Below are 22,170 nucleotides of genomic sequence, written 5' to 3'. Positions count from 1 at the left end.
GTGCCTTGCGACAAGGTCGAGGTGTGGGAGGCAGCGCGTGGCGCGGACGGATGCGGGACGACAAGGCTGGGCGCGGCGGCTGAGCCGCGACTGTTGGCGGTACAAAAAGGATGTGCTGCTCGCGCTCGGCGCCTCGCTCGCGGGGATGGCCGTCATGGCGCTGGTCCCGCTCGTACCGAAGCTGATCATCGACGATGTGATCGTCAAGCACGAACGGTCGCTGGCTCCCTGGGCCGCCCTGCTGGTCGCCGCCGCGATCGCCGTCTACGCCCTCACCTACGTCCGCCGTTTCTACGGCGGCCGACTCGCCCTGGACACCCAGCACGACCTGCGGACCAGGATGTTCGCCTCGATCGCCCGGCTGGACGGCCGACGGCAGGACGAGCTGAGCACCGGCCAGGTCGTCGGCCGCGCCACCAGCGATCTTCAGCTCATCCAGGGCCTGCTGTTCATGGTCCCGATGATGATCGGCAACGTCCTGCTCTTCGTGATCTCCCTGGTCGTGATGGCGGTCCTCTCGCCGCTGCTCACCGTCGTCGCGCTGGCAGTCGCCCCGGCCCTGTGGTTCATCGCCAAGCACAGCCGCGCCCGCCTCTTCCCGGCCACCTGGTACGCACAGGGCCAGGCCGCCGCGGTGGCCGGCGTCGTGGACGGCGCGGTCTCCGGCGTCCGCGTCGTCAAGGGCTTCGGGCAGGAGGAACAGGAGACCGGCAAGCTGCGCGAGGTCAGCCGCAGGCTGTTTGCCGGGAGGATGCGGACGGTCCGCCTCAACGCCCGCTACACCCCCGCTCTGCAGGTCGTACCGGCGCTGGGCCAGGTGGCGATGCTGGCCGTCGGCGGCTGGATGGCCACTCAGGGGCAGGTCACCCTCGGCACCTTCGTCGCCTTCTCCACCTATCTCGCGCAGCTCGTCGGCCCCGTCCGGATGCTGGCGATGATGCTGACCATCGGCCAGCAGGCGCGGGCCGGAGTGGAGCGGGTCTACGAGCTGATCGACACCGAGCCGATGATCGAGGAGCGCGCGGACGCCCACGAGCTGCCCGCCGACGCCCCGGCCACCGTCGAATTCGACGCCGTGACCTTCGCCTACGCACCGCCGCACACCGAGGACCTCGGGGACGAAGGGGACGCCGCGGACGAGGACGGCGCCCAGGACGGCTGGGGCGCCGCCCGTTCCGAGTGTCCCGCCTCCGGTTCCGCCCGCCCCGTCCTCGACGGCTTCTCGCTCCGTATGGAAGCGGGCGAGACCGTCGCCGTCGTCGGCACCTCCGGCAGCGGCAAGTCCACCGTCTCCCTGCTGCTGCCGCGTTTCTACGACGTCTCCGCAGGCCGTGTCCTGGTCGGCGGCCACGACGTACGCGACCTGACCCTGGAATCCCTGCGGGGCGCCATCGGCCTGGTCCCGGAGAGCAGCTTCCTGTTCTCCGACTCCATACGCGACAACATCGCCTACGGCCACCCGGACGCCACCGACGAGCAGGTGCGCGCCGCGGCCCGCGCCGCCCAGGCCGACGGCTTCATATCGGAGCTGCCCGAGGGCTATGACACCAAGGTCGGCGAACAGGGGCTCAGCCTCTCCGGGGGCCAGCGGCAGCGCGTCGCGCTGGCCCGCGCCATCCTCACCGACCCCCGGCTGCTGGTCCTGGACGATGCGACCTCAGCGGTCGACGCCCGCGTGGAACACGAGATACACGAGGCGCTGCGCCGCGTCATGGCGGGCCGTACGACCCTGCTCATCGCGCACCGCGCCTCCACCCTGGCGCTCGCCGACCGGGTCGCCGTTCTCGACGGCGGGCGGCTGGTCGACATCGGCACGCAGGAGGAGCTGGAGGCCCGCTGTGCGCTCTACCGCAGGCTGCTGACCGACCCGGAGGAGCTGGGCGACGTCAAGCACGACCCGGCGGGCGCACTGGCCGGCGCCTTCAGCGGCGAGTACGCCGCGACCGGTCTGCTGGAGCCCGGCCCGGCCGCCACCGCGCCGGCCGCCACCGCGTCCGCCGGCACCATCACCCCCGAGCTGTGGGTCCGCCGCGAGCAGGACGCCGAGGCGGGCGCCGCCGGACCGGTCGCGGCGGCGGCCGTCGCGGCAGGCCCCGGCATGGCCGCCGCGATGGCCGGCCTGCCCGCCACACCCGAGCTGCTCGCCCAGGTTTCCGCGCTGCCACCGGCCACCGACACACCGGACGTCGACGAGGACCGGGCGGTGCGCCCCGAGCGCTCCTACGGTCTGCGCAGACTGCTGCACGGCTTCGGCGGGCCGCTGGCCTTCGCCCTGGCCCTGGTCGCGGTGGACGCCCTCGCCGCCCTGCTGGTGCCGATCCTGATCCGGCAGGGCATCGACGAGGGTGTACGCCGCGGTGTGCTGGCCGGTGTCTGGACGGCCGCCGCGCTCGCCCTGGCCGTCGTCCTCGCCCAGTGGGCCGCCCAGGTCGGCGCCTACCGGATGACCGGCCGCACCGGCGAACGGGTCCTCTACTCGCTCCGCCTCAAGATCTTCGCCCAGCTGCAGCGCCTCGGCCTCGACTACTACGAGCGCGAACTGACCGGCAAGATCATGACCCGGATGACCACGGACGTGGACGCGCTGTCCACGTTCCTGCAGACCGGCCTGGTCACCGCGGTCGTCTCGATGCTGACGTTCTTCGGCATACTCATCGCACTCCTCGCCATCGACATCCAGCTGGCCCTGGTCGTCTTCGCCACCCTCCCGCCGCTGATCATCGGCACGTACTTCTTCCGCAAGCAGAGCGTCAAGGCCTACGAGCTGGCCCGCGAGCGGATCAGCGTCGTCAACGGCGACCTCCAGGAGAACGTGGCCGGCCTGCGGATCGTCCAGGCGTTCCGGCGCGAGGGGCGCGGCATGGAGCGGTTCGCGGACCGCAGCGACGCCTACCGGCGGGCCCGGGTCCGCGGCCAGTTCCTGATATCCGTCTACTTCCCGTTCGTCCAGCTGCTGTCGTCCGTCGCGGCGGCGCTGGTCCTCATAGTCGGCGCCGGCCGGGTCGGCTCGAACACCCTCACCGCCGGCGCGCTGGTCGCCTATCTGCTCTACATCGACCTGTTCTTCGCGCCCGTCCAGCAGCTCTCCCAGGTCTTCGACGGCTACCAGCAGGCGTCCGTATCGCTCGGCCGTATCCAGGAGCTGCTGCGCGAGCCCACCACCACCCCGCCCGCCGAGCGGCCGCGCGAGGTGCCCGCGCTGCGCGGCGAGATCACCTTCGACACGGTGCACTTCCGCTACGGCGGACACGATGACCAGGCCGAACAGGCCCTGGACGGCATAGACCTCACCATCCCCGCGGGCCAGACGGTGGCCTTCGTCGGGGAGACCGGCGCCGGCAAGTCCACCCTCGTCAAGCTGGTCGCCCGGTTCTACGACCCGTCGTCTGGCGCCGTCCGCATCGACGGCACCGACCTGCGCGAACTGGACCTGACCGACTACCGCCGCCGCCTCGGCGTGGTCCCCCAGGAGTCCTACCTCTTCGCCGGTACGGTCCGCGACGCCATCGCCTATGGCCGCCCTGACGCCACCGACGCCGAGGTGGAGGCCGCGGCCCGCGCCGTCGGTGCGCACACCATGATCGCCACCCTGGACGGCGGCTATCTCCACGAGGTCGCCGAACGCGGACGCAACCTCTCCGCAGGCCAGCGCCAGCTGCTCGCCCTCGCCCGCGCCGAACTCGTCGACCCGGACGTGCTGTTGCTGGACGAGGCCACGGCCGCCCTGGACCTCGCCACCGAGGCCGTCGTCAACCAGGCCACCGACCGCCTCGTCGGCCGCCGGACGACCCTCGTGGTCGCCCACCGTCTGACCACCGCGGCCCGCGCGGACCGCGTCGTGGTCATGGATCGCGGCAGGGTCGTCGAGGACGGCACACATGCCCAGCTCCTCGCCCACGACGGCCGCTACGCGGAGCTGTGGCGCACCTTCACCGGTGAGGCGGAGTCGCTGGTGGCCTGAGTTCCGGCGCCGGGAGACGAGGGCGGTACCCCCCCTTGAGGGGGGTGCCGCCCTCCCCCTCAAGGGGGCTGGTGGTGCCCCGGACTCGCCGATAGGTTCAGCCCGACCTTTGCTATCCCAAGGGGAGGGTGCATGCGCAAGGCCATCAGATGGCTGCTGTCGCTCGTCGTGCTCATAGGCACGGTAGGGGCCGGCAGCGCTGCGGCAGGAGCGGCCACCGCCGCCGAGCCGAAGACCAAGGACATAAAAGACCGGCTCCTCGCCATACCGGGCATGAGCCTCATCGAAGAGAAGCCGGTCGACGGCTACCGCTATTTCGTCCTGAACTACACCCAGCCGATTGACCACCGGCACCCCGACAAGGGGACTTTCCAGCAGCGACTGACCGTGCTGCACAAGTCGGTGAACCGCCCGACGGTGTTCTTCACCTCCGGCTACAACGTCAGCACCACCGCCACCCGCAGCGAACCGACAAAGATTATCGACGGTAACCAAGTCTCCCTGGAATACCGTTACTTCACCCCGTCGAGGCCCACGCCCACCGACTGGAAAAAGCTGGACATCAAGCAGGCCGCGAATGACCAGCACCGTATTTTCAAGGCGCTGCACCGCATCTACGGCAAGAACTGGATCGCCACCGGCGGCAGCAAGGGCGGCATGACCGCGACGTACTACCGCCGCTTCTTCCCGCACGACATGAACGGCACCGTCGCCTACGTCGCACCCAACGACGTCAAGAACGACGAGGACGCGGCGTACGACCGGTTCTTCAAGACCGTCGGCACCGCCCAGTGCCGCGCCGACCTCGCCGCCATCGAGCGCGAGGCGCTGGTGCGCCGCGAGGAAATGGTCGACCGTTTCCAGAAGTGGGCGGACAAGGAGAAGCAGACCTTCACGCGCGTCGGCAATGCCGACCGGGCCTATGAAGTCATGGTCACGGACCTGGTGTTCGGCTTCTGGCAGTACCAGCCGGCCGAGACCGCCTGCGCCGAGGTGCCCAAGCCGACCGTTTCCACCGACGACCTGTGGAAGTGGATGGACGAGGTCGGCGGCTTCGGCAGCTACACCGACCAGGGAATGGAGCCGTATACGCCGTACTACTACCAGGCGGGCACCCAGCTCGGTGAGCCCGGCTACCAGTACCCGAATGTGGCCGACCTCCTGAAGTACCCGGGAATCAACAATTCCCGGTCGTTCGTGCCGAAGGACATTCCGATGGACTTCGACAAGAGCGCGATGCCGGATGTCGACAAGTGGGTGCGCAAGCACGCGAACCGGATGATGTTCGTCAACGGCCAGTGGGACCCGTGGAGTTCGGAGCACTTCGAGGTCGGCGCGGGCGCCCGTGACTCGTATGTGTTCACCGTGCCCGGCGGCAACCACGGCTCGAACATCGCCAAGCTGAAGGACGCCGACCGCGCCAAGGCCACCGCCGAACTCCTCGACTGGGCCGGCGTCAAGGCCCCGGGGGAGCGCAAGGCCGCCCCGCAGCTCCCCTACGACAAGAAGCTGGACAAGCAGGAGAGCCGGCGGATGCCGATGCTCCTGCCGTAAGCACGGCACAGCAGCGCAGAGACAAGGGCGCGCTCCCTCCGGACGGGGGGAGCGCGCCCTGTTGGTGGTCGGGCACGCGCGTCGGTACGCCGGCCTCGGCCCGGACTCAGTACGTCAGCCCGTGCCCGATCGGATAGAGGACGACGGCCGGGGCGTCGGCGCGCATCACCGGGACCGGCAGCGTGCCCCGCGGGTTCCGCTGCCCGGCGATCACCCGCGCCGCGGCCCGCAGCTCCACATCCGTCCACGAGTAGCTCGCCAGCCCCGCCTCGACGCCCGCCAACTGCGCGATGTCGTACGGATTGCGGACGGCCAGTTGCACCACCGGCTTCCCCGTGGCGAGCAGCGCGCCGACCAGCTTGCGCTGGGGCGAATCCGCGGTGACGTTGTACGTGGCGATCACCGCGGCGTCCCGCCGGCGCAGCGCCGCGGCGGCCTGGTCGATCTGTGCCTGCGTCGGCGTCAGGCCGGTGGGCAGCGCGGTCGCCGTGAAGCCCAGCTCGGTGAGGGCCTTCGCCAGGACCGTGGTCGGCGGGCCGCCCGTACCGGACGGCGCGGCCGCGTCGACGCCCACCACCAGCACCTCGCGCTCCCGGCGCCGCGACAGCGGCAGCAGCCCGCCGTCGTTGCGCAGCAGGGTGGTGGTGCGGTCCGCGATCCGGTCGGCGGTGGCCAGATGAGGGCGGGTGCCGACCGCCCGGTCCACCGCCCGGTGCGTGGTGTAGGGATCGGCGAACAGGCCGCGCCGCTCCTTGAGCAGCAGGATGCGCAGCAGCTTCCGGTCGATGTCGGGCCAGGTCAGCTCGCCGTCCTTGAGCGCCTTGAGGACGGCGTCGTGCGCGAGGGCCAGGTCCGGCGGGTTGAGCAGCTGGTCGACGCCCGCCCTGAGGGCGAGGACCGGCACCCGGGCGTCGCCGTACTTCACCCGTACGCCCTCCATGCCGAGTGAATCCGTCACCACCACGCCGTCGTATCCGAGGCGTTCGCGCAGGATGCCGGTGAGGATCGGCCGGGAGAGGGTGGCCGGGTCCTCGCTCGCGTCGAAGGCGGGGACGACGATATGCGCCGTCATGATCGAATCGATGCCGGCGGCGATCGCGGCCCGGAAGGGCGGGGCGTCCAGCCGCTCCCACTCCTCGGCGGTGTGGTGTATGTACGGCAGCCCGACATGGCTGTCGGTGTCGGTGTCGCCGTGCCCGGGGAAGTGCTTGGCGCAGGCCGCGACTCCGGCGCCCTGATAGCCCTTCACCTCGGCGGCGACCATACGGGCCACGGCCTGCGGATCCGCGCCGAAGGAGCGTACGCCGATGACCGGGTTGGCCGGGTTGACGTTGACGTCCGCGTCCGGCGCGTAGTCCTGCCGGATGCCCATCGCGTACAGCTCCTCGCCGGCGATCCGGGCCACCGTACGGGCGTCGTCGCGGGAGCCGGACGCGCCGAGCGCCATCGCCCCGGGGAAGAGCGTGGCGGGCGCGCCGACACGGGCCACGATGCCGTGTTCCTGGTCCGTGGCGAGGAGCAGGGGGATGGGGACGCGCTGGTCGGCGGCGGCCTTCTGGATGCCGTTGGAGAGGTCGGCGATCTGGTGCGGGTCACGGGTGTTGTGCGCCCAGCCGAAGTAGATGATGCCGCCGACGTGGTACCTGGCGATCAGCTCGGCGGCGTTGGCGACCCCGATCTCCTTCTGGTTCGCCGCGGCGTCGGCCGGATCCGGGGCGGTCGCGGAGTGCCCGTAGACCCGCATCACGAAGAGCTGGCCGACCTTTTCCTCCGGGGTCATACGGGAGATGAGGGCGCGCAGCCGGGCCAGGACGGCGGGGGCGGGGGCGGCGTCGGGGGAGTGCGGCTGGCGCCCGATGGCGGGCCCGGCGGCGTGTGCGGCGGCGCCCGTGGCACAGGCGGCGGCCGCGGCGGCCGCGCTGGTCAGGAGGGTACGTCTGGAGTGCATGTGCGCTCCTTCCGGAGGGCTTCCTCGGCGAAGTGAAGGAAACTTCCAAGGAGACACGGATAGCCGGAAAACTATTGCCGGTCAATGACTGGGCGAGTGGTGGCGTCCAGGTATTGCGGGGCGGGCGACGATGTGTGATGAGGCGTCAGTCGGCACGTGCGGGCGGTGGGTCGGGCGGGCAGCGGGTCGGACTGTCAGGGGCAGGGGCAGGGGCAGGGGCAGGGACAGGAGCACGGGCACGGGCGGGGCGCCGCCGGGTCGGGCTCATGAGGCAGGTGGCGCGGGCGGCGGCGCGGGGACGGGCGCGTCGAGGAGGCGTTGCAGTTGCTCGCGGCCCGCGGACAGCAGGGCGGGCAGCTCGGCCGCCTGCGGGTACCAGCGCTTTTCGTACTCCCAGCAGAGCCAGCCGGGCTCCGGGCCGACCGCGCCGCCCTGCCCACCGGGCCCGGGGTCGAGCGTGGCCAGGACGTCCGCCAGCGGCAACGCGCCGGCTCCCAGCGGCAGTGGAGTGCCGTCCTCGGCCGAGGCGACGTCCTTGACCTGGACATAGCCCAGATAGGGGGCGAGCGCGGCGTGGGTGGCGGCGGGCTCCTCACCGCCGAGCCAGCTGTGCAGGACGTCCCAGAGCGCGCCGATGCTGTGGTGTCCCACCAGGCCCAGGATGCGGGCGGCGGCCGCGCCCGTACGGTGCGAGTCATGGGTCTCCAGCAGCACCCGGACGCCCCGGTCGGCGGCCAGCGGCGCCACCGCGGCCAGCCGGCGGGCGGCGTCCGCCTCGGCCTCGGCCGCCGGGCGGTCCTCGCCGCCGGGGAAGACCCGCACGAACGGCGCCCCCAGGTCGGCGGCGAGGAACACCAGCTCGGTGAGCTCCTGCCGCAGCTCCTCCTCACCGGCCGCGTCCAGGCCGGCGGCGACCCTGGCGTATCCGGCGACGGCCAGGATCTCGACCCCGGCGTCCGCGAACTGCCCGCGCACGGCGGTCCGTTCACGCAACCCGATCAGCGGGTGCACCGGCTCCTCCGGATGGGCGCGCAGCTCGACCCCCTGGTATCCGGCGCCGGTGGCCAGCCGGAGGACATCGGCCACCGGCATCCCCGGCACCCCGAGCGTGGAGAACGCGAACCGCGTCCCGCCGTCGGTGCCGCCCCTGCTGTTCCCCGTACCGCTGTCCATTGCGCTCCTCAGGTCGCCCGAGCCGGTCTGCGTCGTCGCAAGAGTTGCTGGTCCGACCACGCTAGCGCGGGCCACTGACAACGCAGCGGACGCCGCAGCTTCGCGGTTCGGCGCCGGGGATGGGCTAGCCTCCGGCGGCAGCGGGGGGTGCGCGCAAGACCAGGGATCACGATTCCAATCCCGAGAGGGGCCCGGCCGTGACACGCACGACCGTACGCATCGCCATGAACGGCGTGACCGGACGCATGGGATACCGCCAGCATCTGGTCCGCTCCATCCTCGCCCTGCGTGACCAGGGCGGCCTCGACCTGGGCGACGGGACGGTGATCTGGCCCGAGCCGGTGCTCGTCGGCCGCTCCGCGCACAAACTGCGGGCGCTGGCCGAACGGCACGGCCTGGAGCACTGGAGCGCCGACCTGGACGCCGTACTGGCCGACGGCGCCATCGACATCTACTTCGACGCCCAGGTCACCACCGCCCGCGAGGAGGCCGTACGGAAGGCGATCGCCGCCGGCAAGCACCTGTACGTGGAGAAGCCCACCGCCACCGGGCTGGCCGGCGCGCTGAAACTGGCCCGGCTGGCCCAGGACGCGGGCGTCAAACACGGCGTCGTCCAGGACAAGCTCTTCCTGCCCGGCCTGCGCAAGCTCCGCCGCCTCGTCGAGGGCGGCTTCTTCGGCCGTGTGCTGTCCGTACGGGGCGAGTTCGGCTACTGGGTCTTCGAGGGCGACTGGCAGCCGGCGCAGCGCCCCTCCTGGAACTACCGCGCCGAGGACGGCGGTGGCATCGCGGCCGACATGTTCCCGCACTGGGAGTACCTGCTGCACGAACTGTTCGGGCCGGTCAGGACCGTACAGGCGCAGATCACCACGCATGTTCCGCGCCGCTGGGACGAGTCGGGCACACCGTACGACGCCACCGCCGACGACGCCGCGTACGGCATCCTGGAGCTGGCGGGCGGTGTCATCGCGCAGATCAACTCCTCCTGGGCGGTGCGGGTGCACCGCGACGAACTGGTGGAGTTCCAGGTGGACGGCACCGAGGGCTCGGCCGTCGCCGGGCTGCGCGGCTGCCGGACGCAGCATCGCGCGGGCACCCCCAGGCCGGTCTGGGATCCGGACGTTCCGGTGACCGAGCCGTTCCGCGCGCAGTGGCAGGAAGTCCCCGACAACGCCGACTTCGACAACGGCTTCAAGGCGCAGTGGGAGCTGTTCCTGCGCCATGTGGTCCGCGATGAGCCCTGGCGCTGGGACCTGCTGGCCGGCGCCCGGGGAGTGCAGCTCGCCGAACTGGCCCTGCGCTCGTCCCAGGAGGGCCGCCGGCTGGACGTACCGGAGCTGACCCGGTGACCGCCCCGGTGACCGCGCCCCCGTCCCGGCGCCGCCCGCCGCGCGCCCGTACGGTCTTCGCCGCCGCCCATGTGGTCGCCGATCCGCTCGCCGACACCACCCCGCAGGGCCCGGCCGCCCTCGACTGGGACGCCACCCTCGCCTTCCGCCACCACTTGTGGTCGCACGGTCTGGGGGTGGCCGAGGCGATGGACACCGCGCAGCGCGGGATGGGCCTGGACTGGCCGGCCGCCGCGGAACTCATCCGCCGCTCCGCCGCCGAGGCGCGCACCGTCGGCGGCCTGCTGGCCTGTGGGGTCGGCACCGACCAACTCCCCTCCACAGGAGCATCGTTGGCGGAGATCCGGCGCGCCTACGAGGAGCAGCTCGGGCTCGTCGAGGACGCCGGTGGCCGGCCGGTCCTGATGGCGTCCCCGCAGCTCGCGGCGGCCGCCACCGGCCCCGCCGATTACCAGGAGCTGTACGGGCACCTGCTGCGCCAGGCGACGGAACCGGTCGTCCTGCACTGGCTCGGCCCGATGTTCGCCCCGGCGCTGGAGGGCTATTGGGGCAGCACGGATCTCGACGCCGCCATGGACACGTTCCAGCAGATCATCGCCGACAACCCCGGCAAGGTGGACGGCGTCAAGGTCTCCCTCCTGGACGCCGAGCGGGAGGTGGCGCTGCGCCGCCGGCTGCCGGACACCGTGCGCTGCTACACGGGCGACGACTTCCACTACCCCGAGCTGATCGCCGGCGACGACCACGGCTTCAGCCACGCTCTGCTCGGTATCTTCGACCCGCTGGCACCCCTGGCCGCCGAGGCGGTACGCCTCCTGGACGACGCGGACCCCGAGGGCACCGTGCGATTCCGGGCCGCCCTGGACCCGACCGTCGCGCTCTCCCGGCACCTGTTCCAGGCGCCCACCCGCTACTACAAGACCGGCGTGGTGCTGCTGGCCTGGCTCGCCGGGCACCAGTCGCACTTCAGCATGGTCGGCGGCCTGCAATCGGCCCGCTCGCTGCCGCATCTGCGGCGCGCCTACGAACTGGCCGACGGACTCGGCCTGTTCCCGGACCCGGAGCTCGCCGCCGCCCGGATGGGCACGCTGCTCGCGGTCTACGGGGTGGCGGACACATGAGCCACAGCACTCCCTCTCTCCTCGCCCGCCTGAGCCTCAATCAGGAGACCGTCCGGCAGTGGTCGCTCCCGGAGCTGGCCGACGGGTGCGCGCGGGCGGGCCTACGAGGCGTCGGCCTGTGGCGCGCGCCCGTGCGGGACTACGGGGTGGCCGCGGCCGCCCGGCTCGTACGGGATGCCGGGCTGACCGTCACCAGCCTGTGCCGCGGCGGGTTCTTCACCGCCCTGGACCCGGCCGAGCGGGCGGCCGCCCTGGACGACAACCGGGCGGCCGTCGACGAGGCCGCCGCCCTGGGGACGGACACCCTCGTCCTGGTCTCCGGCGGGCTGCCGGCCGGCAGCCGCGATCTGCACGGCGCCCGGGAGCGGATCGCGGACGCACTGGCCGAGCTGGCGCCGTACGCCGCCGAGCGGGGCGTACGGCTGGCGATCGAACCGCTGCACCCGATGTACGCGGCCGACCGGTGCGTGGTCTCCACGCTCGCCCAGGCGCTCGACCTCGCCGAGCGGTTCCCCGCGGCCCAGGTGGGGGTGGTCGTGGACACCTACCACCTGTGGTGGGACGACACGATCGGCGCGCAGATCGCCCGCGCGGGCGGCGCCGGAGGGGCGGCGGGGGCCGGTTCGCGGATCGCGGCGTTCCAGCTCGCCGACTGGATCACGCCGCTGCCCGAGGGCGTCCTCCTGGGGCGCGGGCAGCTGGGCGACGGGTCGGTGGATCTGCGGTGGTTCCGGGAGCGGGTCGATGCGGCCGGCTACCGGGGACCCGTCGAGGTGGAGATCTTCAACCCGGCGCTGTGGGCGCGGGACGGGGCTCAGGTGCTGGCCGAGGTGGTGGACCGCTTCACGGCGCACGTCGGGTGAGACCGCGCCCGCCTACGTCCGCCGGCGCCGATCCGTACCGCGGGTGACCGGAAAACAACTCAGCGAATCTGCGCAACCGTTGCCGGTCCACGCGTGTCATAGCTGGCGTCGGCCTCGTAGGGGGACGGTTCCGGGGGGGATCCGGGGGCCGGCACGGAGGGGGATTCGAGGGGCCCGGACATCGGACGGGCCCCTCGATGATGCTCGGGCGGGTCCGGGCGCGGGGGCCGGGCACCGGCTCCCGGCGCGTTGTCGGACCCCGGCGGTACCGTCGGGAGCATGGTCAACGCAGCCGTGGTCGAAGGGGTCCTGGAGCGGATCACCTACGCCAACGAGGAGAGCGGTTACACGGTCGCCCGCGTCGACACCGGCCGCGGCTCGGGTGATCTCCTCACCGTCGTCGGCGCGTTGCTCGGCGCGCAGCCGGGGGAGTCGCTGCGCATGGAGGGCCGCTGGGGTTCCCATCCGCAGTACGGCAAGCAGTTCACCGTCGAGAACTACACCACCGTCCTGCCGGCCACGATCCAGGGCATCCGGCGCTATCTCGGCTCCGGCCTGATCAAGGGCATCGGGCCGCGCATCGCCGACCGCATCACCGAGCACTTCGGCACGGACACCCTCGACGTCATCGAGAAGGAGCCCAAGCGCCTTATCGAGGTCCCCGGCCTGGGCCCCAAGCGGACCAAGATGATCGGCGCGGCCTGGGAGGAGCAGAAGGCCATCAAGGAGGTCATGGTCTTCCTCCAGGGCGTCGGCGTCTCGACCTCCATCGCGGTGCGGATCTACAAGAAGTACGGCGACGCCTCCATCTCCGTCGTCCGCAACCAGCCCTACCGCCTCGCCGCGGACGTCTGGGGCATCGGCTTCCTGACCGCCGACCGCATCGCCCAGTCCGTCGGCATCCCGCACGACAGCCCGGACCGCGTCAAGGCGGGCCTGCAGTACGCCCTGTCGCAGTCCACCGACCAGGGGCACTGCTACCTCCCCGAGGAGCAACTGATCGCGGACGCGGTGAAGTTGCTCCAGGTCGACACCGGCCTGGTCATCGACTGCCTGGCCGAGCTGGCCGCGGACCCCGAGGGGGTGGTCCGCGAGCAGCTGCCCGCCGGGGAGGACGGCGTGCCGGTCACCGCGGTCTATCTGGTGCCGTTCCACCGCGCCGAGATCTCGCTCGCCGGCCGGCTGACCCGGCTGCTGCGTACCGACGACGACCGGATGCCCGCCTTCCAGGACGTCGCCTGGGACAAGGCGCTGGCATGGCTCGCCCGGCGTACGGGCGCCGAGCTGGCCCCGGAGCAGCAGGCGGCGGTGCGGCTGGCGCTGACCCGGAAGGTGGCGGTGCTCACCGGCGGCCCCGGCTGCGGCAAGTCCTTCACGGTCCGTTCCGTGGTCGAGCTGGCCCGCGCCAAGAACGCCAAGGTGGTGCTGGCCGCGCCCACCGGCCGCGCGGCCAAGCGGCTCTCCGAGCTCACCGGGGCGGACGCCTCCACCGTCCACCGCCTCCTGGAGCTCAAGCCGGGCGGGGACGCCGCGTACGACGCCGACCGGCCGCTGGACGCCGATCTGGTGGTGGTCGACGAGGCGTCGATGCTGGATCTGCTGCTCGCCAACAAGCTCGTCAAGGCCGTGCCGCCCGGTGCGCATCTGCTGCTGGTCGGGGACGTCGATCAGCTGCCGTCGGTCGGCGCGGGCGAGGTGCTGCGTGATCTGCTCGTAGAGTCCGGGCCGGTGCCGGCCGTCCGGCTGACCCGGATCTTCCGGCAGGCCCAGCAGTCCGGGGTGGTCACCAACGCCCATCGCATCAACGCGGGCGTGCCGCCGCTGACGACCGGCCTGCGGGACTTCTTCCTGTTCGCCGAGGAGGACGGCGAGGAGGCGGGGCGGCTGACTGTCGATGTGGCGGCCCGCCGGATCCCCGCGAAGTTCGGCCTCGACCCGCGCCGGGACGTCCAGGTGCTGGCCCCCATGCACCGCGGCCCGGCCGGCGCGGGCGTGCTGAACGGCCTGCTCCAGCAGGCCGTCACCCCGGCCCGCCCGGACCTGCCCGAGCGCCGTTTCGGCGGCCGGGTCTTCCGTGTGGGTGACAAAGTCACCCAGATCAGAAACAACTATGAGAAGGGCCGCAACGGCGTCTTCAACGGCACGGTCGGCGTGGTGACCGCGCTGGACACCGACGAACAGCGGCTGACGGTGCTCACCGACGAGGACGAGCAGGTCCCCTACGACTTCGACGAACTGGACGAGCTCGCCCACGCCTATGCCGTGACGATCCACCGCTCGCAGGGTAGTGAATATCCAGCGGTGGTGATTCCGGTCACCACGAGCGCCTGGATGATGCTGCAGCGCAATCTGTTGTATACCGCCGTGACCAGGGCAAAACGTCTGGTCGTCCTTGTCGGCTCCCGGAAGGCGCTGGGGCAGGCCGTGCGCACCGTATCCGCCGGTCGGCGGTGCACGGCGCTGGATCACCGACTCGGCGGCGCGTTGTGATGTGCCGCCTCTTTCTCAATCGGGATGAAAGGGAGCAGGATGGGCACTCGTACGGCACTGAGTGCCGCGACGAGGCCCTATGGCCGACCCCGAGTGCACATCCAAGGTCCAAATGGGGGAAGGTATAGGCAGTCAGGGCACCTCGAAGAAGAGGCACAACGTCGGTGAGGGATGACGTGAGCGACAACTCTGTAGTACTGCGTTACGGGGACGGCGAATACAGCTACCCGATCGTCGACAGCACCGTCGGCGACAAGGGCTTCGACATCTCGAAGCTGCGCGCCCAGACCGGTCTGGTGACCCTGGACTCCGGTTACGGCAACACCGCGGCATATAAATCCGCGATCACCTATCTCGACGGTGAACAGGGGATTCTTCGTTACCGCGGGTACCCGATCGAGCAGCTCGCAGAGCGCAGCACGTTCGTCGAGACCGCGTACCTCCTGATCAACGGTGAGCTCCCGACCGTCGACGAACTGGCGAATTTCAAGCAGGACATCACCTACCACACCCTGCTGCACGAGGACGTCAAGCGCTTCTACGACGGCTTCCCCCGGGACGCGCACCCGATGGCGATGCTGTCGTCGGTGGTCAGCGCGCTGTCGACCTTCTACCAGGACAGCCACAACCCGTTCGACGAGCAGCAGCGTCATATCTCGATGGTCCGCCTGCTGGCCAAGCTTCCGACGATCGCTGCGTACGCGTACAAGAAGTCGGTCGGCCACCCGGTCGTCTACCCGCGCAACGACCTCGGCTATGTCGAGAACTTCCTGCGGATGACGTTCTCCGTGCCCGCCGCCGAGTACGAACTCGACCCGGTCGTGGTCAGCGCCCTGGACAAGCTGCTGATCCTGCACGCGGACCACGAGCAGAACTGCTCGACCTCCACCGTGCGTCTGGTCGGCTCCTCGCAGGCGAACCTCTTCGCCTCGATCTCCGCCGGTATCAACGCCCTGTGGGGCCCCCTGCACGGTGGCGCCAACCAGTCCGTGCTGGAGATGCTGGAAGGCATCCAGCGCGACGGCGGCGACGTCGACTCCTTCATCCGCAAGGTGAAGAACAAGGAAGACGGCGTGAAGCTCATGGGCTTCGGGCACCGCGTCTACAAGAACTTCGACCCCCGGGCGAAGATCATCAAGGCGGCGGCGCACGACGTCCTCTCGGCCCTCGGCAAGTCCGACGAGCTGCTGGACATCGCCCTCAAGCTGGAGGAGCACGCGCTGTCCGACGACTACTTCGTCTCGCGCAAGCTCTACCCGAACGTCGACTTCTACACCGGCCTGATCTACCGGGCCATGGGCTTCCCGACCGAGATGTTCACCGTGCTCTTCGCGCTCGGCCGGCTCCCCGGCTGGATCGCCCAGTGGCACGAGATGATCACCGAGCCCGGCTCCCGTATCGGCCGTCCGCGGCAGATCTACACGGGCGTCATCGAGCGCGACTTCGTGCCGGTGGAGCAGCGCTGACCGGCGTCCGCCTGCGGTAGCCGCGAGCGAGCGGACAAGAGAAAGCGCCCCGCCTCCGGATCCCCCCACGGGTCCAGAGTGCGGGGCGCTTCCCTTTTCCCGGGTCGGATTCCCCCCACGGGATCCGTCCGGGCGTCTCGGGTCGCACCGCGATCTGCCGGGACGCGCACATTCGGGAGGGCCGCTCAAAGCTCCCCGGGCGCGTCGCCCCGGCCACGCGTAGCCGAGCGTGATCCCCCAAGATCGGCACGGCTGGTGCAGTGCAAGCCCCGCCGGGGTGCCTGCACTGCCCGGTTAGACTCACGACCCCCCTCAATGGTTACGTTCCGATGAGTGTGATCTGGGTCTCTTGCCATATGGGGTCGAATACGGTCAAGGGCCACGATCTGGAGATCGAGGCCCTGGCGTATGGGTGTTGTGTCAGATGTGGCAGCTATGTGAAATTTCGGGCCGCGGGTCGGATACGGCCGGGTGCGCTCGGATGTGGCACGGCCGCCCGCCGCTCGCTCGACCGTGGCGCTCATGTCCACGGGCTGCTTCCTCCCGGCGCGCGCCATGCGCGAGCGCAGGCCATCCCGCCGAGGGGCTCGACCTGCGCCTGCGCGGCGGAGTCGGACGTCGCGGTCAGGCCGGCCCCACGAGCTCGTAACCCGCCTCGTCGACGGCGGCGCGCACGGCCTCGTCGTCGAGCGGCGCCGTGGAGGTGACGGTCACCAGTCCGGTGGCCGCGGTCGCCTGGACCGAGCTGACGCCGGCGATCTCCGAGATCTCGGACGAGACGGCCTTCTCGCAGTGCCCGCAGGTCATACCGGTGACGCGGTACGTCGTGGTCACCTCGCCGGCCTGGACTTCGGCCTCGCCGGAGTGGCAGGAGCCTTCGGCGTTGCAGCAGGAGCCGTTCTCGGTCATGGGGATTCTCCTTGTGGTGCGGGTGAGGCCATGGTGTCGGCGGGTCGGCGTCCCGGCGAGCCGGGGGTGCGTTCCGTGCGCCCACTATATACCCCTAGGGGGTATCGATCCAGTTGTGGTGCGCCGTGCCGCCGCCCACGGTGCCGGGCCCGCACGCGTTGCCGTGCGCCGCACCGCGCGTCAGCCTTGGGTTACGGGCTCGGGGCGGATCCGAGGAGGCGGCCGCATGGACGGACTCGCCTTCTACGGCCTGCTGGCGCTCACCACCCTGCCGCCGCTGGTGCCCAACTCCGGCCTGCTCGTCACCGCAGGCGTACTCGCTTCCCGGGGGGACGCGATCCTCCCCCTGATCCTGCTGGTGGTCGCGGGCAGCGCCTTCCTGGGCGACCTCCTGATGTACCTCGTCGCCCGGCGGTTCGGCGGACCCGTACGGTCCTGGATGCAGCGCCGCCCCCGCCGCCGCGCACTGCTCGAATGGACCTCGCAGCGCATCGAGCGCTACGGCCTGCCGTTCGTGATCGGCGTGCGGTTCCTGCCCAGCGGACGGATCGCCGGCGCGCTGGCGTCCGGGGTCCTGGGCTATCCCCTGCGCAACTACGCGATCGGCGCCGGCACCGCCGAGGCGTTGTGGGCGACGTACTCGGTCGGCCTCGGCTACCTGGGCAGCGCCGCCGCCGGCGACCCCCTCTACGCCGCCGGTATCGGCATCGGCGTCTCCTGCGTGGTCGCCGCGGTCGGCAGCGCCATCCAGTGGGCGGCGCGACGGCGCTCGGCGCGCGTGCCACCCGGCGAAGGCGGGAGCGGGAGCGGCGGGACCCGTAACGGAGAAACGGAGGGCGAGGGGGAGGGGGGCGAGGGGGCGCCGAAGAGCAGCAACCAGGGCCGGTCACCGCGCACCGGCCGTCTTCCGGGCTCAGCGGAGGAGGTTGAGGCCGGAGAGCGCCGTGAAGAGGAGCACCAGGCGCTCGAAGAGGGTCTGATCGATGCGCTGTACGCCGGCGCGGCCGATGACCGCGCCGACGAGTACGGCGAGCGCGAGCGCCGCGTCCAGGGCGAGCGCATCGGCCGTGACCAGGCCCAGCGCGATGCTGAACGGCAGCTTGACGAGATTGACGAGGAGGAAGAACCAGGCCCCGGTGCCCAGGAATCCGAGGACGGTGAAGCCGGAGGAAAGGAGGTAGAGCGACATCGCCGGGCCGCCGGCGTTGGCGACCATGGTGGCGAATCCGGCGACGAGGCCGAAGAACAGGGCTCGGGCGTGCGGTTGACGACCGGTGGCTGCGGCTGAGTCGCGGCCCGGGGCCGGTGGAGCGGAGGCCACGTCCGGCACCCCGCGGCGGCGAGCCCGTTGCCACAGGTGATGCAGCACGATCGTCAGCAGCAGCGCGCCGATCGTCCGGCGGATGACGGTGTCACCGGTTGCGGCGACGAAGACGACACCGAGCAGGATGCCGGCCGCGACCGACGGCAACAGCCGCAGCAGTGCGGGCCAGTCGGTGTGCCGACGGTAGGCGCGGACGGCCAGCACATCGCCGACGAGAAGCAGCGGCAGCAGGGCACCGGTGGACTCCCTGGCGGGCAGCACGGCGGCGAACAGGGCGACGCTCAGCGCGCCGACGCCGCTGACGGCGGTCTTCGAGACCCCCACCAGCAGCGCGGCCAGCACCAGCGTGCCCAGCGGTATGAGGCCGAGGTCGGTCACGCGCCGGGGCCGTGCGCGACGCGGACGTCCGCGACGGCAACGGGCAGGCCGGTCCGCCGTGAGCGCTCGCACGCCTCGGCGACGTACAGCGCCTCCAGCGCCTCGGCGGGCGGGCACGGGCTCGGCGTACGGCCCGCGGCGACCTCGGCGAAGACGCCCAGCTCGGTGACGTAGGCGTCATGGAAGCGCTCCATGAACGTGGCGTACGGGGCGGCCGACCGCTGCCACGACAGCTTCGGCTCCGCCGACGGCAGCGGCGCGCGGTCGTCGAGGCCGACGAAACGGGCACCCTCGGAGCCGCAGACCTCCAGCCGGACATCGTGGCCCGCGCCGTTGTAGCGGGTCGCGGTGACGGTGGCCAGGGTGTCGTCGTCGAACCGCAGCAGCGCCGCGCAGGTGTCGACATCGCCCCCGTCGCTGAAGAACGGCGCGCCGCGGTTGGCGCCCTGGGCGTAGACCGAGACCACCTCACGGCCGGTGAGCCAGCGCAGGATGTCGAAGTCGTGGATGCTGCAGTCCCGGAACAGTCCTCCGGAGGTGGGGATGAAGGCGGCCGGCGGCGGCGTCCGGTCGCTGGTGCAGGCGCGCAGGGTGTGCAGCCAGCCCAGTTCGCCGGAGCGCAGCGCCTCGCGGGCCGCCCGGTACCCGGCGTCGAAGCGCCGCTGGAAGCCGATCTGTACGGGCACCGTGCCGGCCTCCGCACGCTGCACGACGCCGATGGTGCCCGCGACGTCCAGCGCGACGGGCTTCTCGCAGAACACCGGGACCCCGGCGTCCAGCGCCTGGTGGATCAGGCTGGCGTGGGCGCTGGTGGCGGCTGTGATCACCACACCGTCCAGGCCGTCCGCGTACATCTCCTCGATGCCGGCGGCGGCCCGCACGCCGAGGGTGTCCGCCAGAGCGGCGGCGCGCGCGGTGTCCACGTCCGCGACCACGATGTCCGTGACGGCGGGGACGCTCCGGAGGGTTTCGGCGTGGAACGCGCCGATGCGCCCGGTGCCGATCAGGCCGATCTTCATGCTCGGTCCTTCCAGGGGAGGAGATGGAGCGGGTCGACGACGCAATTGGAACGGTCCAACGATGTCTTCCCGGGCACCCTGCATGTCCTGATGTCGGCATGTCAACCCTTGTGCGCAGCTGCGCGGGTGCCGGCCCGGGTAGGCATTGACGCCCACCCGCGCCGATGGAAGGATTTCCGTTCATGGAACGGTCCAATGAGCCGGTGCGGCCCCCGACGATCCGCGGTGTCGCCGAGCGCGCGGGCGTCTCCAAATCGCTGGTCTCGCTGGTGCTCCAGGGCTCGCCGCGGGTCAGCGACGCCAAGCGGCAGGCCGTGCTGGAGGCGATCGAGGAGCTGGGCTACCGGCCGAACGCCGCGGCCCGCAGCCTGGTGGCGCGCCGTACGCACACCGTCGGTGTGCTGTTGAACGACATGCGCAACCCCTGGTTCGTCGAGGTCCTCGACGGCCTGAACTCCCTGCTGCACGCGCACGGTCTCCGGATGCTGATGGCCGACGGGCGGCTCGACCGGCGGGCCGGGCAGGACTTCGCCCGTACGTTCCAGGAGCTGCGGGTCGACGGCATCGTCGTCGTCGGCACACTGCCGGACACCGCCGGACTGGCCGAGGTCGCCGAGCGGCTGCCGACCGTGATCGCCGGCAACCATGAACCCCGGCTGCCGCGGGTCGACATCGTCGCCAACGACGACGAGCGCGGCGCCCGGCTGGCCACCGAGCACCTCATCGGCCTCGGCCACCGCCGGATCGCCCATATCGCCGGGCAGGGCCTGGTGGGCGAGCTGCGCCGGCGCGGCTTCGAGGCGGCGATACGCGCCCACGGGCCGGCGGAGGGCGGTGTCGTGGAGCTCGGCGACGGGACGGAGGAGGGCGGCTACCGTGCCGCCGTCCGCCTGCTCAACCCGGCCCGCGGAGCCGAACGCCCCACCGCCGTCTTCGCGTTCAACGACATCTCGTGCATCGGCGCACTGTCGGCCGCCGAAGAGCTGGGCCTGGCCGTGCCCGCCGATCTCTCCCTCGTCGGCTACGACAACACCTACCTCTCCCGCATCCGGCACCTCTGGCTGAACTCGGTGAACAACGCCAGCCACGAGGTCGGCCGACGGGCCGCACGCTGCCTGCTGGACCGGATGGAGCGCCCGGAGGCACCGGGGGAGCGCCAACTCGTCGCACCGGCACTGGAGATCAGGGGATCGACGGCCCCGCCCACGCCCGCCAGGGCGGAGCACCCCGCCTAGGCGGAGCCGTCCCGCAGATCGCGGTCGTCCTGCAGATCACGGTCGATCGCGCGCAGCAGGGTCAGCAGCATCCTGTTCAACGGGGTGTCGATGCCATGCCGTTCGCCGGCTTCGACCACTGCCCCGGTGATGTACTCGTGCTCCAGCGGACGGCCCGCGAGCCGGTCGTAGAGCATCGACGAACCGCCGTCGGGCGGCGCCGCGGCATAGATCTCCAGCGTCCCTTCGACGTCCCGCTCGCCGATGTCCGCGCCCTCGGCCCGCGCGACGGCGGCGGCCTCGCGGAGCAGGTCACGGGTCATCGCGGCCATCCCGGGGTCGGCGAAGACACCGATCCGCTGCTGGAGAAGGGCGGTGATGGGGTTGGCCGCGATATTGGTGAACAGCTTGCGCCAGGACGTCGTGGTGAAGTCGGCCACCGGCCGCACCCGTAGCTCGCTGCCCGCGAGCAGCGCGGCGAACCGGTCGGCCAACGGCCCCTCGGGGACATGCAGTTCGCTGGCGACATGATGCAGGATCCGGCCGGGCGCGGTGCGTTCGGCGGAGATGAAGACGGCGCTGGGCAGGATCGCGGTGCCCTCGGGGACGTACGGGGCGACCCGCTCCTCCAGGCCGACGCCGTTCTGCAGCACCGCGACGGCGGTACCGGGGCCGCACAGCCGCCGCAGCCAGCCTTCGGCACCCGCTGTGTCCTGTGCCTTCGTGGTCAGCAGCACCCAGTCGACCGGCGCCACCCCGGCGGGCTCCGTGGCGATGCGTACCGCCGCTGTCCGGACCGTTCCGCCGCTCTCGACGGTGAGCCCGTCCAGGGGACTGCGTACGCACAGGGTGACGTCGAGGCCGGCCCACTGGGCGAGGGCGGCGGCATATCCGCCGATCGCACCGGCGCCGATCACGGCGATCCGGCCGGCCGCCGCGGCCGGGGGCGTCTGGGGCACCTGGGGTATCGGGGGCATGCGACGAGCGTAGGCCCCGCACCGGACGGGCGTGGGGCCTACGGTCAACGGATCCGAGGGGAATGACGGACCCGGGTGTCGGCACGGGTTCGGTCGCCGGGCTCAGTCCACCTCCTCGCGCCGGCCGCGATGGCCCGGCCGGCGCGCCACCCATGCTCTGACCGTGTCGGCGAACCAGTACGGTTTGCCGCTCTCCACCAGATCCGGATCCGGCAGATGCCCGTGCTTGCGGTACGAACGCACGGTGTCCGGCTGCACCCGGATGTGCGCGGCGATCTCCTTGTACGACCAGAGCCTCCGGTCGGTCATTTCTGGGCACCTCCTCAGAGCCGTGCGCAGGTTCGGCCAGGGGGAGCCGAGCGGGGGGCTGCGTACGGCGTGCTGATCACCCTGTGCCCGGCGAACGGCACCCACGGGCCGGCGG

15 protein-coding genes and 1 pseudogene are annotated in these 22,170 nt (G+C 71.6%); 9 read left to right on the top strand and 7 right to left on the bottom strand.

What is annotated here, in order from left to right; translation table 11 throughout:
* Nucleotides 1-37 precede the first annotated feature (37 nt).
* Nucleotides 38-3,961 carry an ABC transporter ATP-binding protein gene (locus FCH28_RS11560; RefSeq protein WP_136739719.1) on the top strand — a complete coding sequence of 1,308 codons (3,924 nt, stop codon included), beginning with the start codon at nt 38-40 and terminating at the stop codon, nt 3,959-3,961.
* A 132-nt stretch (nt 3,962-4,093) separates the two neighbouring features.
* Nucleotides 4,094-5,515, top strand: coding sequence for a S28 family serine protease (locus FCH28_RS11555; RefSeq protein WP_136739718.1), 1,422 nt, complete (start codon nt 4,094-4,096; stop codon nt 5,513-5,515).
* A gap of 106 nt (nt 5,516-5,621) precedes the next feature.
* On the opposite strand, the gene FCH28_RS11550 is transcribed toward FCH28_RS11555, so the two are convergent.
* Nucleotides 5,622-7,463: a glycoside hydrolase family 3 protein gene (locus FCH28_RS11550; RefSeq protein ID WP_136739717.1), complete on the bottom strand. Its 1,842-nt coding sequence runs from the start codon at nt 7,461-7,463 to the stop codon at nt 5,622-5,624.
* A gap of 264 nt (nt 7,464-7,727) precedes the next feature.
* Entirely contained in the window at nt 7,728-8,636 is a 909-nt protein-coding gene (locus FCH28_RS11545; RefSeq protein ID WP_136739716.1) for a sugar phosphate isomerase/epimerase family protein, read from the bottom strand.
* A 197-nt stretch (nt 8,637-8,833) separates the two neighbouring features.
* Between FCH28_RS11545 and FCH28_RS11540 the strand changes: the two genes are divergently transcribed.
* The 5 genes from FCH28_RS11540 to FCH28_RS11520 all read left to right on the top strand — a co-directional run bounded on the left by FCH28_RS11540 (nt 8,834) and on the right by FCH28_RS11520 (nt 15,925).
* A complete protein-coding gene (locus tag FCH28_RS11540; RefSeq protein ID WP_136739715.1) occupies nt 8,834-9,985 on the top strand; it encodes a Gfo/Idh/MocA family protein in 1,152 nt (383 codons plus the stop codon).
* Nucleotides 9,982-11,106: a dihydrodipicolinate synthase family protein gene (locus tag FCH28_RS11535; RefSeq protein ID WP_136739714.1), complete on the top strand. Its 1,125-nt coding sequence runs from the start codon at nt 9,982-9,984 to the stop codon at nt 11,104-11,106. The genes FCH28_RS11540 and FCH28_RS11535 overlap by 4 nt, the downstream gene beginning before the upstream one ends.
* Entirely contained in the window at nt 11,103-11,969 is an 867-nt protein-coding gene (locus tag FCH28_RS11530) for a sugar phosphate isomerase/epimerase family protein (RefSeq protein ID WP_136739713.1), read from the top strand. The genes FCH28_RS11535 and FCH28_RS11530 overlap by 4 nt, the downstream gene beginning before the upstream one ends.
* A gap of 279 nt (nt 11,970-12,248) precedes the next feature.
* Nucleotides 12,249-14,459, top strand: a complete 2,211-nt coding sequence (gene recD2, locus FCH28_RS11525; RefSeq protein WP_136739712.1) for an SF1B family DNA helicase RecD2 — start codon at nt 12,249-12,251, stop codon at nt 14,457-14,459.
* A 176-nt stretch (nt 14,460-14,635) separates the two neighbouring features.
* Nucleotides 14,636-15,925 (top strand): citrate synthase, encoded by a 1,290-nt coding sequence (locus FCH28_RS11520; RefSeq protein ID WP_136739711.1) that lies wholly within the window; start codon nt 14,636-14,638, stop codon nt 15,923-15,925.
* Nucleotides 15,926-16,549: 624 nt separating this feature from the next.
* Here FCH28_RS11520 and FCH28_RS11515 read toward each other — a convergent pair.
* Nucleotides 16,550-16,834 (bottom strand): heavy-metal-associated domain-containing protein, encoded by a 285-nt coding sequence (locus FCH28_RS11515; protein ID WP_136739710.1) that lies wholly within the window; start codon nt 16,832-16,834, stop codon nt 16,550-16,552.
* Between FCH28_RS11515 and FCH28_RS39855 the strand changes: the two are divergent.
* A pseudogene (locus FCH28_RS39855) lies at nt 16,833-17,432 on the top strand (DedA family protein); the annotation flags it as partial. The gene FCH28_RS11515 and the pseudogene FCH28_RS39855 sit on opposite strands and share 2 nt — an antisense overlap.
* Nucleotides 17,433-17,747: 315 nt before the next feature.
* Here FCH28_RS39855 and FCH28_RS11505 read toward each other — a convergent pair.
* Nucleotides 17,748-18,536, bottom strand: coding sequence for a sulfite exporter TauE/SafE family protein (locus FCH28_RS11505; protein ID WP_136739709.1), 789 nt, complete (start codon nt 18,534-18,536; stop codon nt 17,748-17,750).
* Nucleotides 18,533-19,555, bottom strand: a complete 1,023-nt coding sequence (locus tag FCH28_RS11500) for a Gfo/Idh/MocA family protein (protein ID WP_136739708.1) — start codon at nt 19,553-19,555, stop codon at nt 18,533-18,535. Before FCH28_RS11500 ends, FCH28_RS11505 begins: the two co-directional genes overlap by 4 nt.
* A 182-nt stretch (nt 19,556-19,737) precedes the next feature.
* On the opposite strand from FCH28_RS11500, the gene FCH28_RS11495 reads away from it, so the two are divergent.
* Nucleotides 19,738-20,790 carry a LacI family DNA-binding transcriptional regulator gene (locus FCH28_RS11495; RefSeq protein ID WP_136739707.1) on the top strand — a complete coding sequence of 351 codons (1,053 nt, stop codon included), beginning with the start codon at nt 19,738-19,740 and terminating at the stop codon, nt 20,788-20,790.
* On the opposite strand, the gene FCH28_RS11490 is transcribed toward FCH28_RS11495, so the two are convergent.
* Nucleotides 20,787-21,746, bottom strand: a complete 960-nt coding sequence (locus FCH28_RS11490; protein WP_136739706.1) for a 2-dehydropantoate 2-reductase — start codon at nt 21,744-21,746, stop codon at nt 20,787-20,789. The genes FCH28_RS11495 and FCH28_RS11490 overlap by 4 nt on opposite strands.
* A gap of 102 nt (nt 21,747-21,848) precedes the next feature.
* Nucleotides 21,849-22,055, bottom strand: coding sequence for a MarR family transcriptional regulator (locus FCH28_RS11485; RefSeq protein WP_136739705.1), 207 nt, complete (start codon nt 22,053-22,055; stop codon nt 21,849-21,851).
* Between the last annotated feature and the right edge of the window lie 115 nt (nt 22,056-22,170).

It is taken from the genome of Streptomyces piniterrae, assembly GCF_005048155.1.
Classification (GTDB): domain Bacteria; phylum Actinomycetota; class Actinomycetes; order Streptomycetales; family Streptomycetaceae; genus Streptomyces; species Streptomyces piniterrae.
This window is presented reverse-complemented; position numbering and strand designations above follow the sequence as displayed.

Bases quoted from the DNA above. Each gene is read 5' to 3' on its own strand.
- FCH28_RS11495 (WP_136739707.1), top strand. From the start codon at position 19,738: ATGGAACGGTCCAATGAGCCGGTGCGGCCCCCGACGATCCGCGGTGTC.
- FCH28_RS11490 (WP_136739706.1), bottom strand. From the start codon at position 21,746: ATGCCCCCGATACCCCAGGTGCCCCAGACGCCCCCGGCCGCGGCGGCC.
- FCH28_RS11500 (WP_136739708.1), bottom strand. From the start codon at position 19,555: ATGAAGATCGGCCTGATCGGCACCGGGCGCATCGGCGCGTTCCACGCC.
- FCH28_RS11515 (WP_136739710.1), bottom strand. From the start codon at position 16,834: ATGACCGAGAACGGCTCCTGCTGCAACGCCGAAGGCTCCTGCCACTCC.
- recD2 (WP_136739712.1), top strand. From the start codon at position 12,249: ATGGTCAACGCAGCCGTGGTCGAAGGGGTCCTGGAGCGGATCACCTAC.
- FCH28_RS11555 (WP_136739718.1), top strand. From the start codon at position 4,094: ATGCGCAAGGCCATCAGATGGCTGCTGTCGCTCGTCGTGCTCATAGGC.
- FCH28_RS11550 (WP_136739717.1), bottom strand. From the start codon at position 7,463: ATGCACTCCAGACGTACCCTCCTGACCAGCGCGGCCGCCGCGGCCGCC.
- FCH28_RS11530 (WP_136739713.1), top strand. From the start codon at position 11,103: ATGAGCCACAGCACTCCCTCTCTCCTCGCCCGCCTGAGCCTCAATCAG.
- FCH28_RS11485 (WP_136739705.1), bottom strand. From the start codon at position 22,055: ATGACCGACCGGAGGCTCTGGTCGTACAAGGAGATCGCCGCGCACATC.
- FCH28_RS11545 (WP_136739716.1), bottom strand. From the start codon at position 8,636: ATGGACAGCGGTACGGGGAACAGCAGGGGCGGCACCGACGGCGGGACG.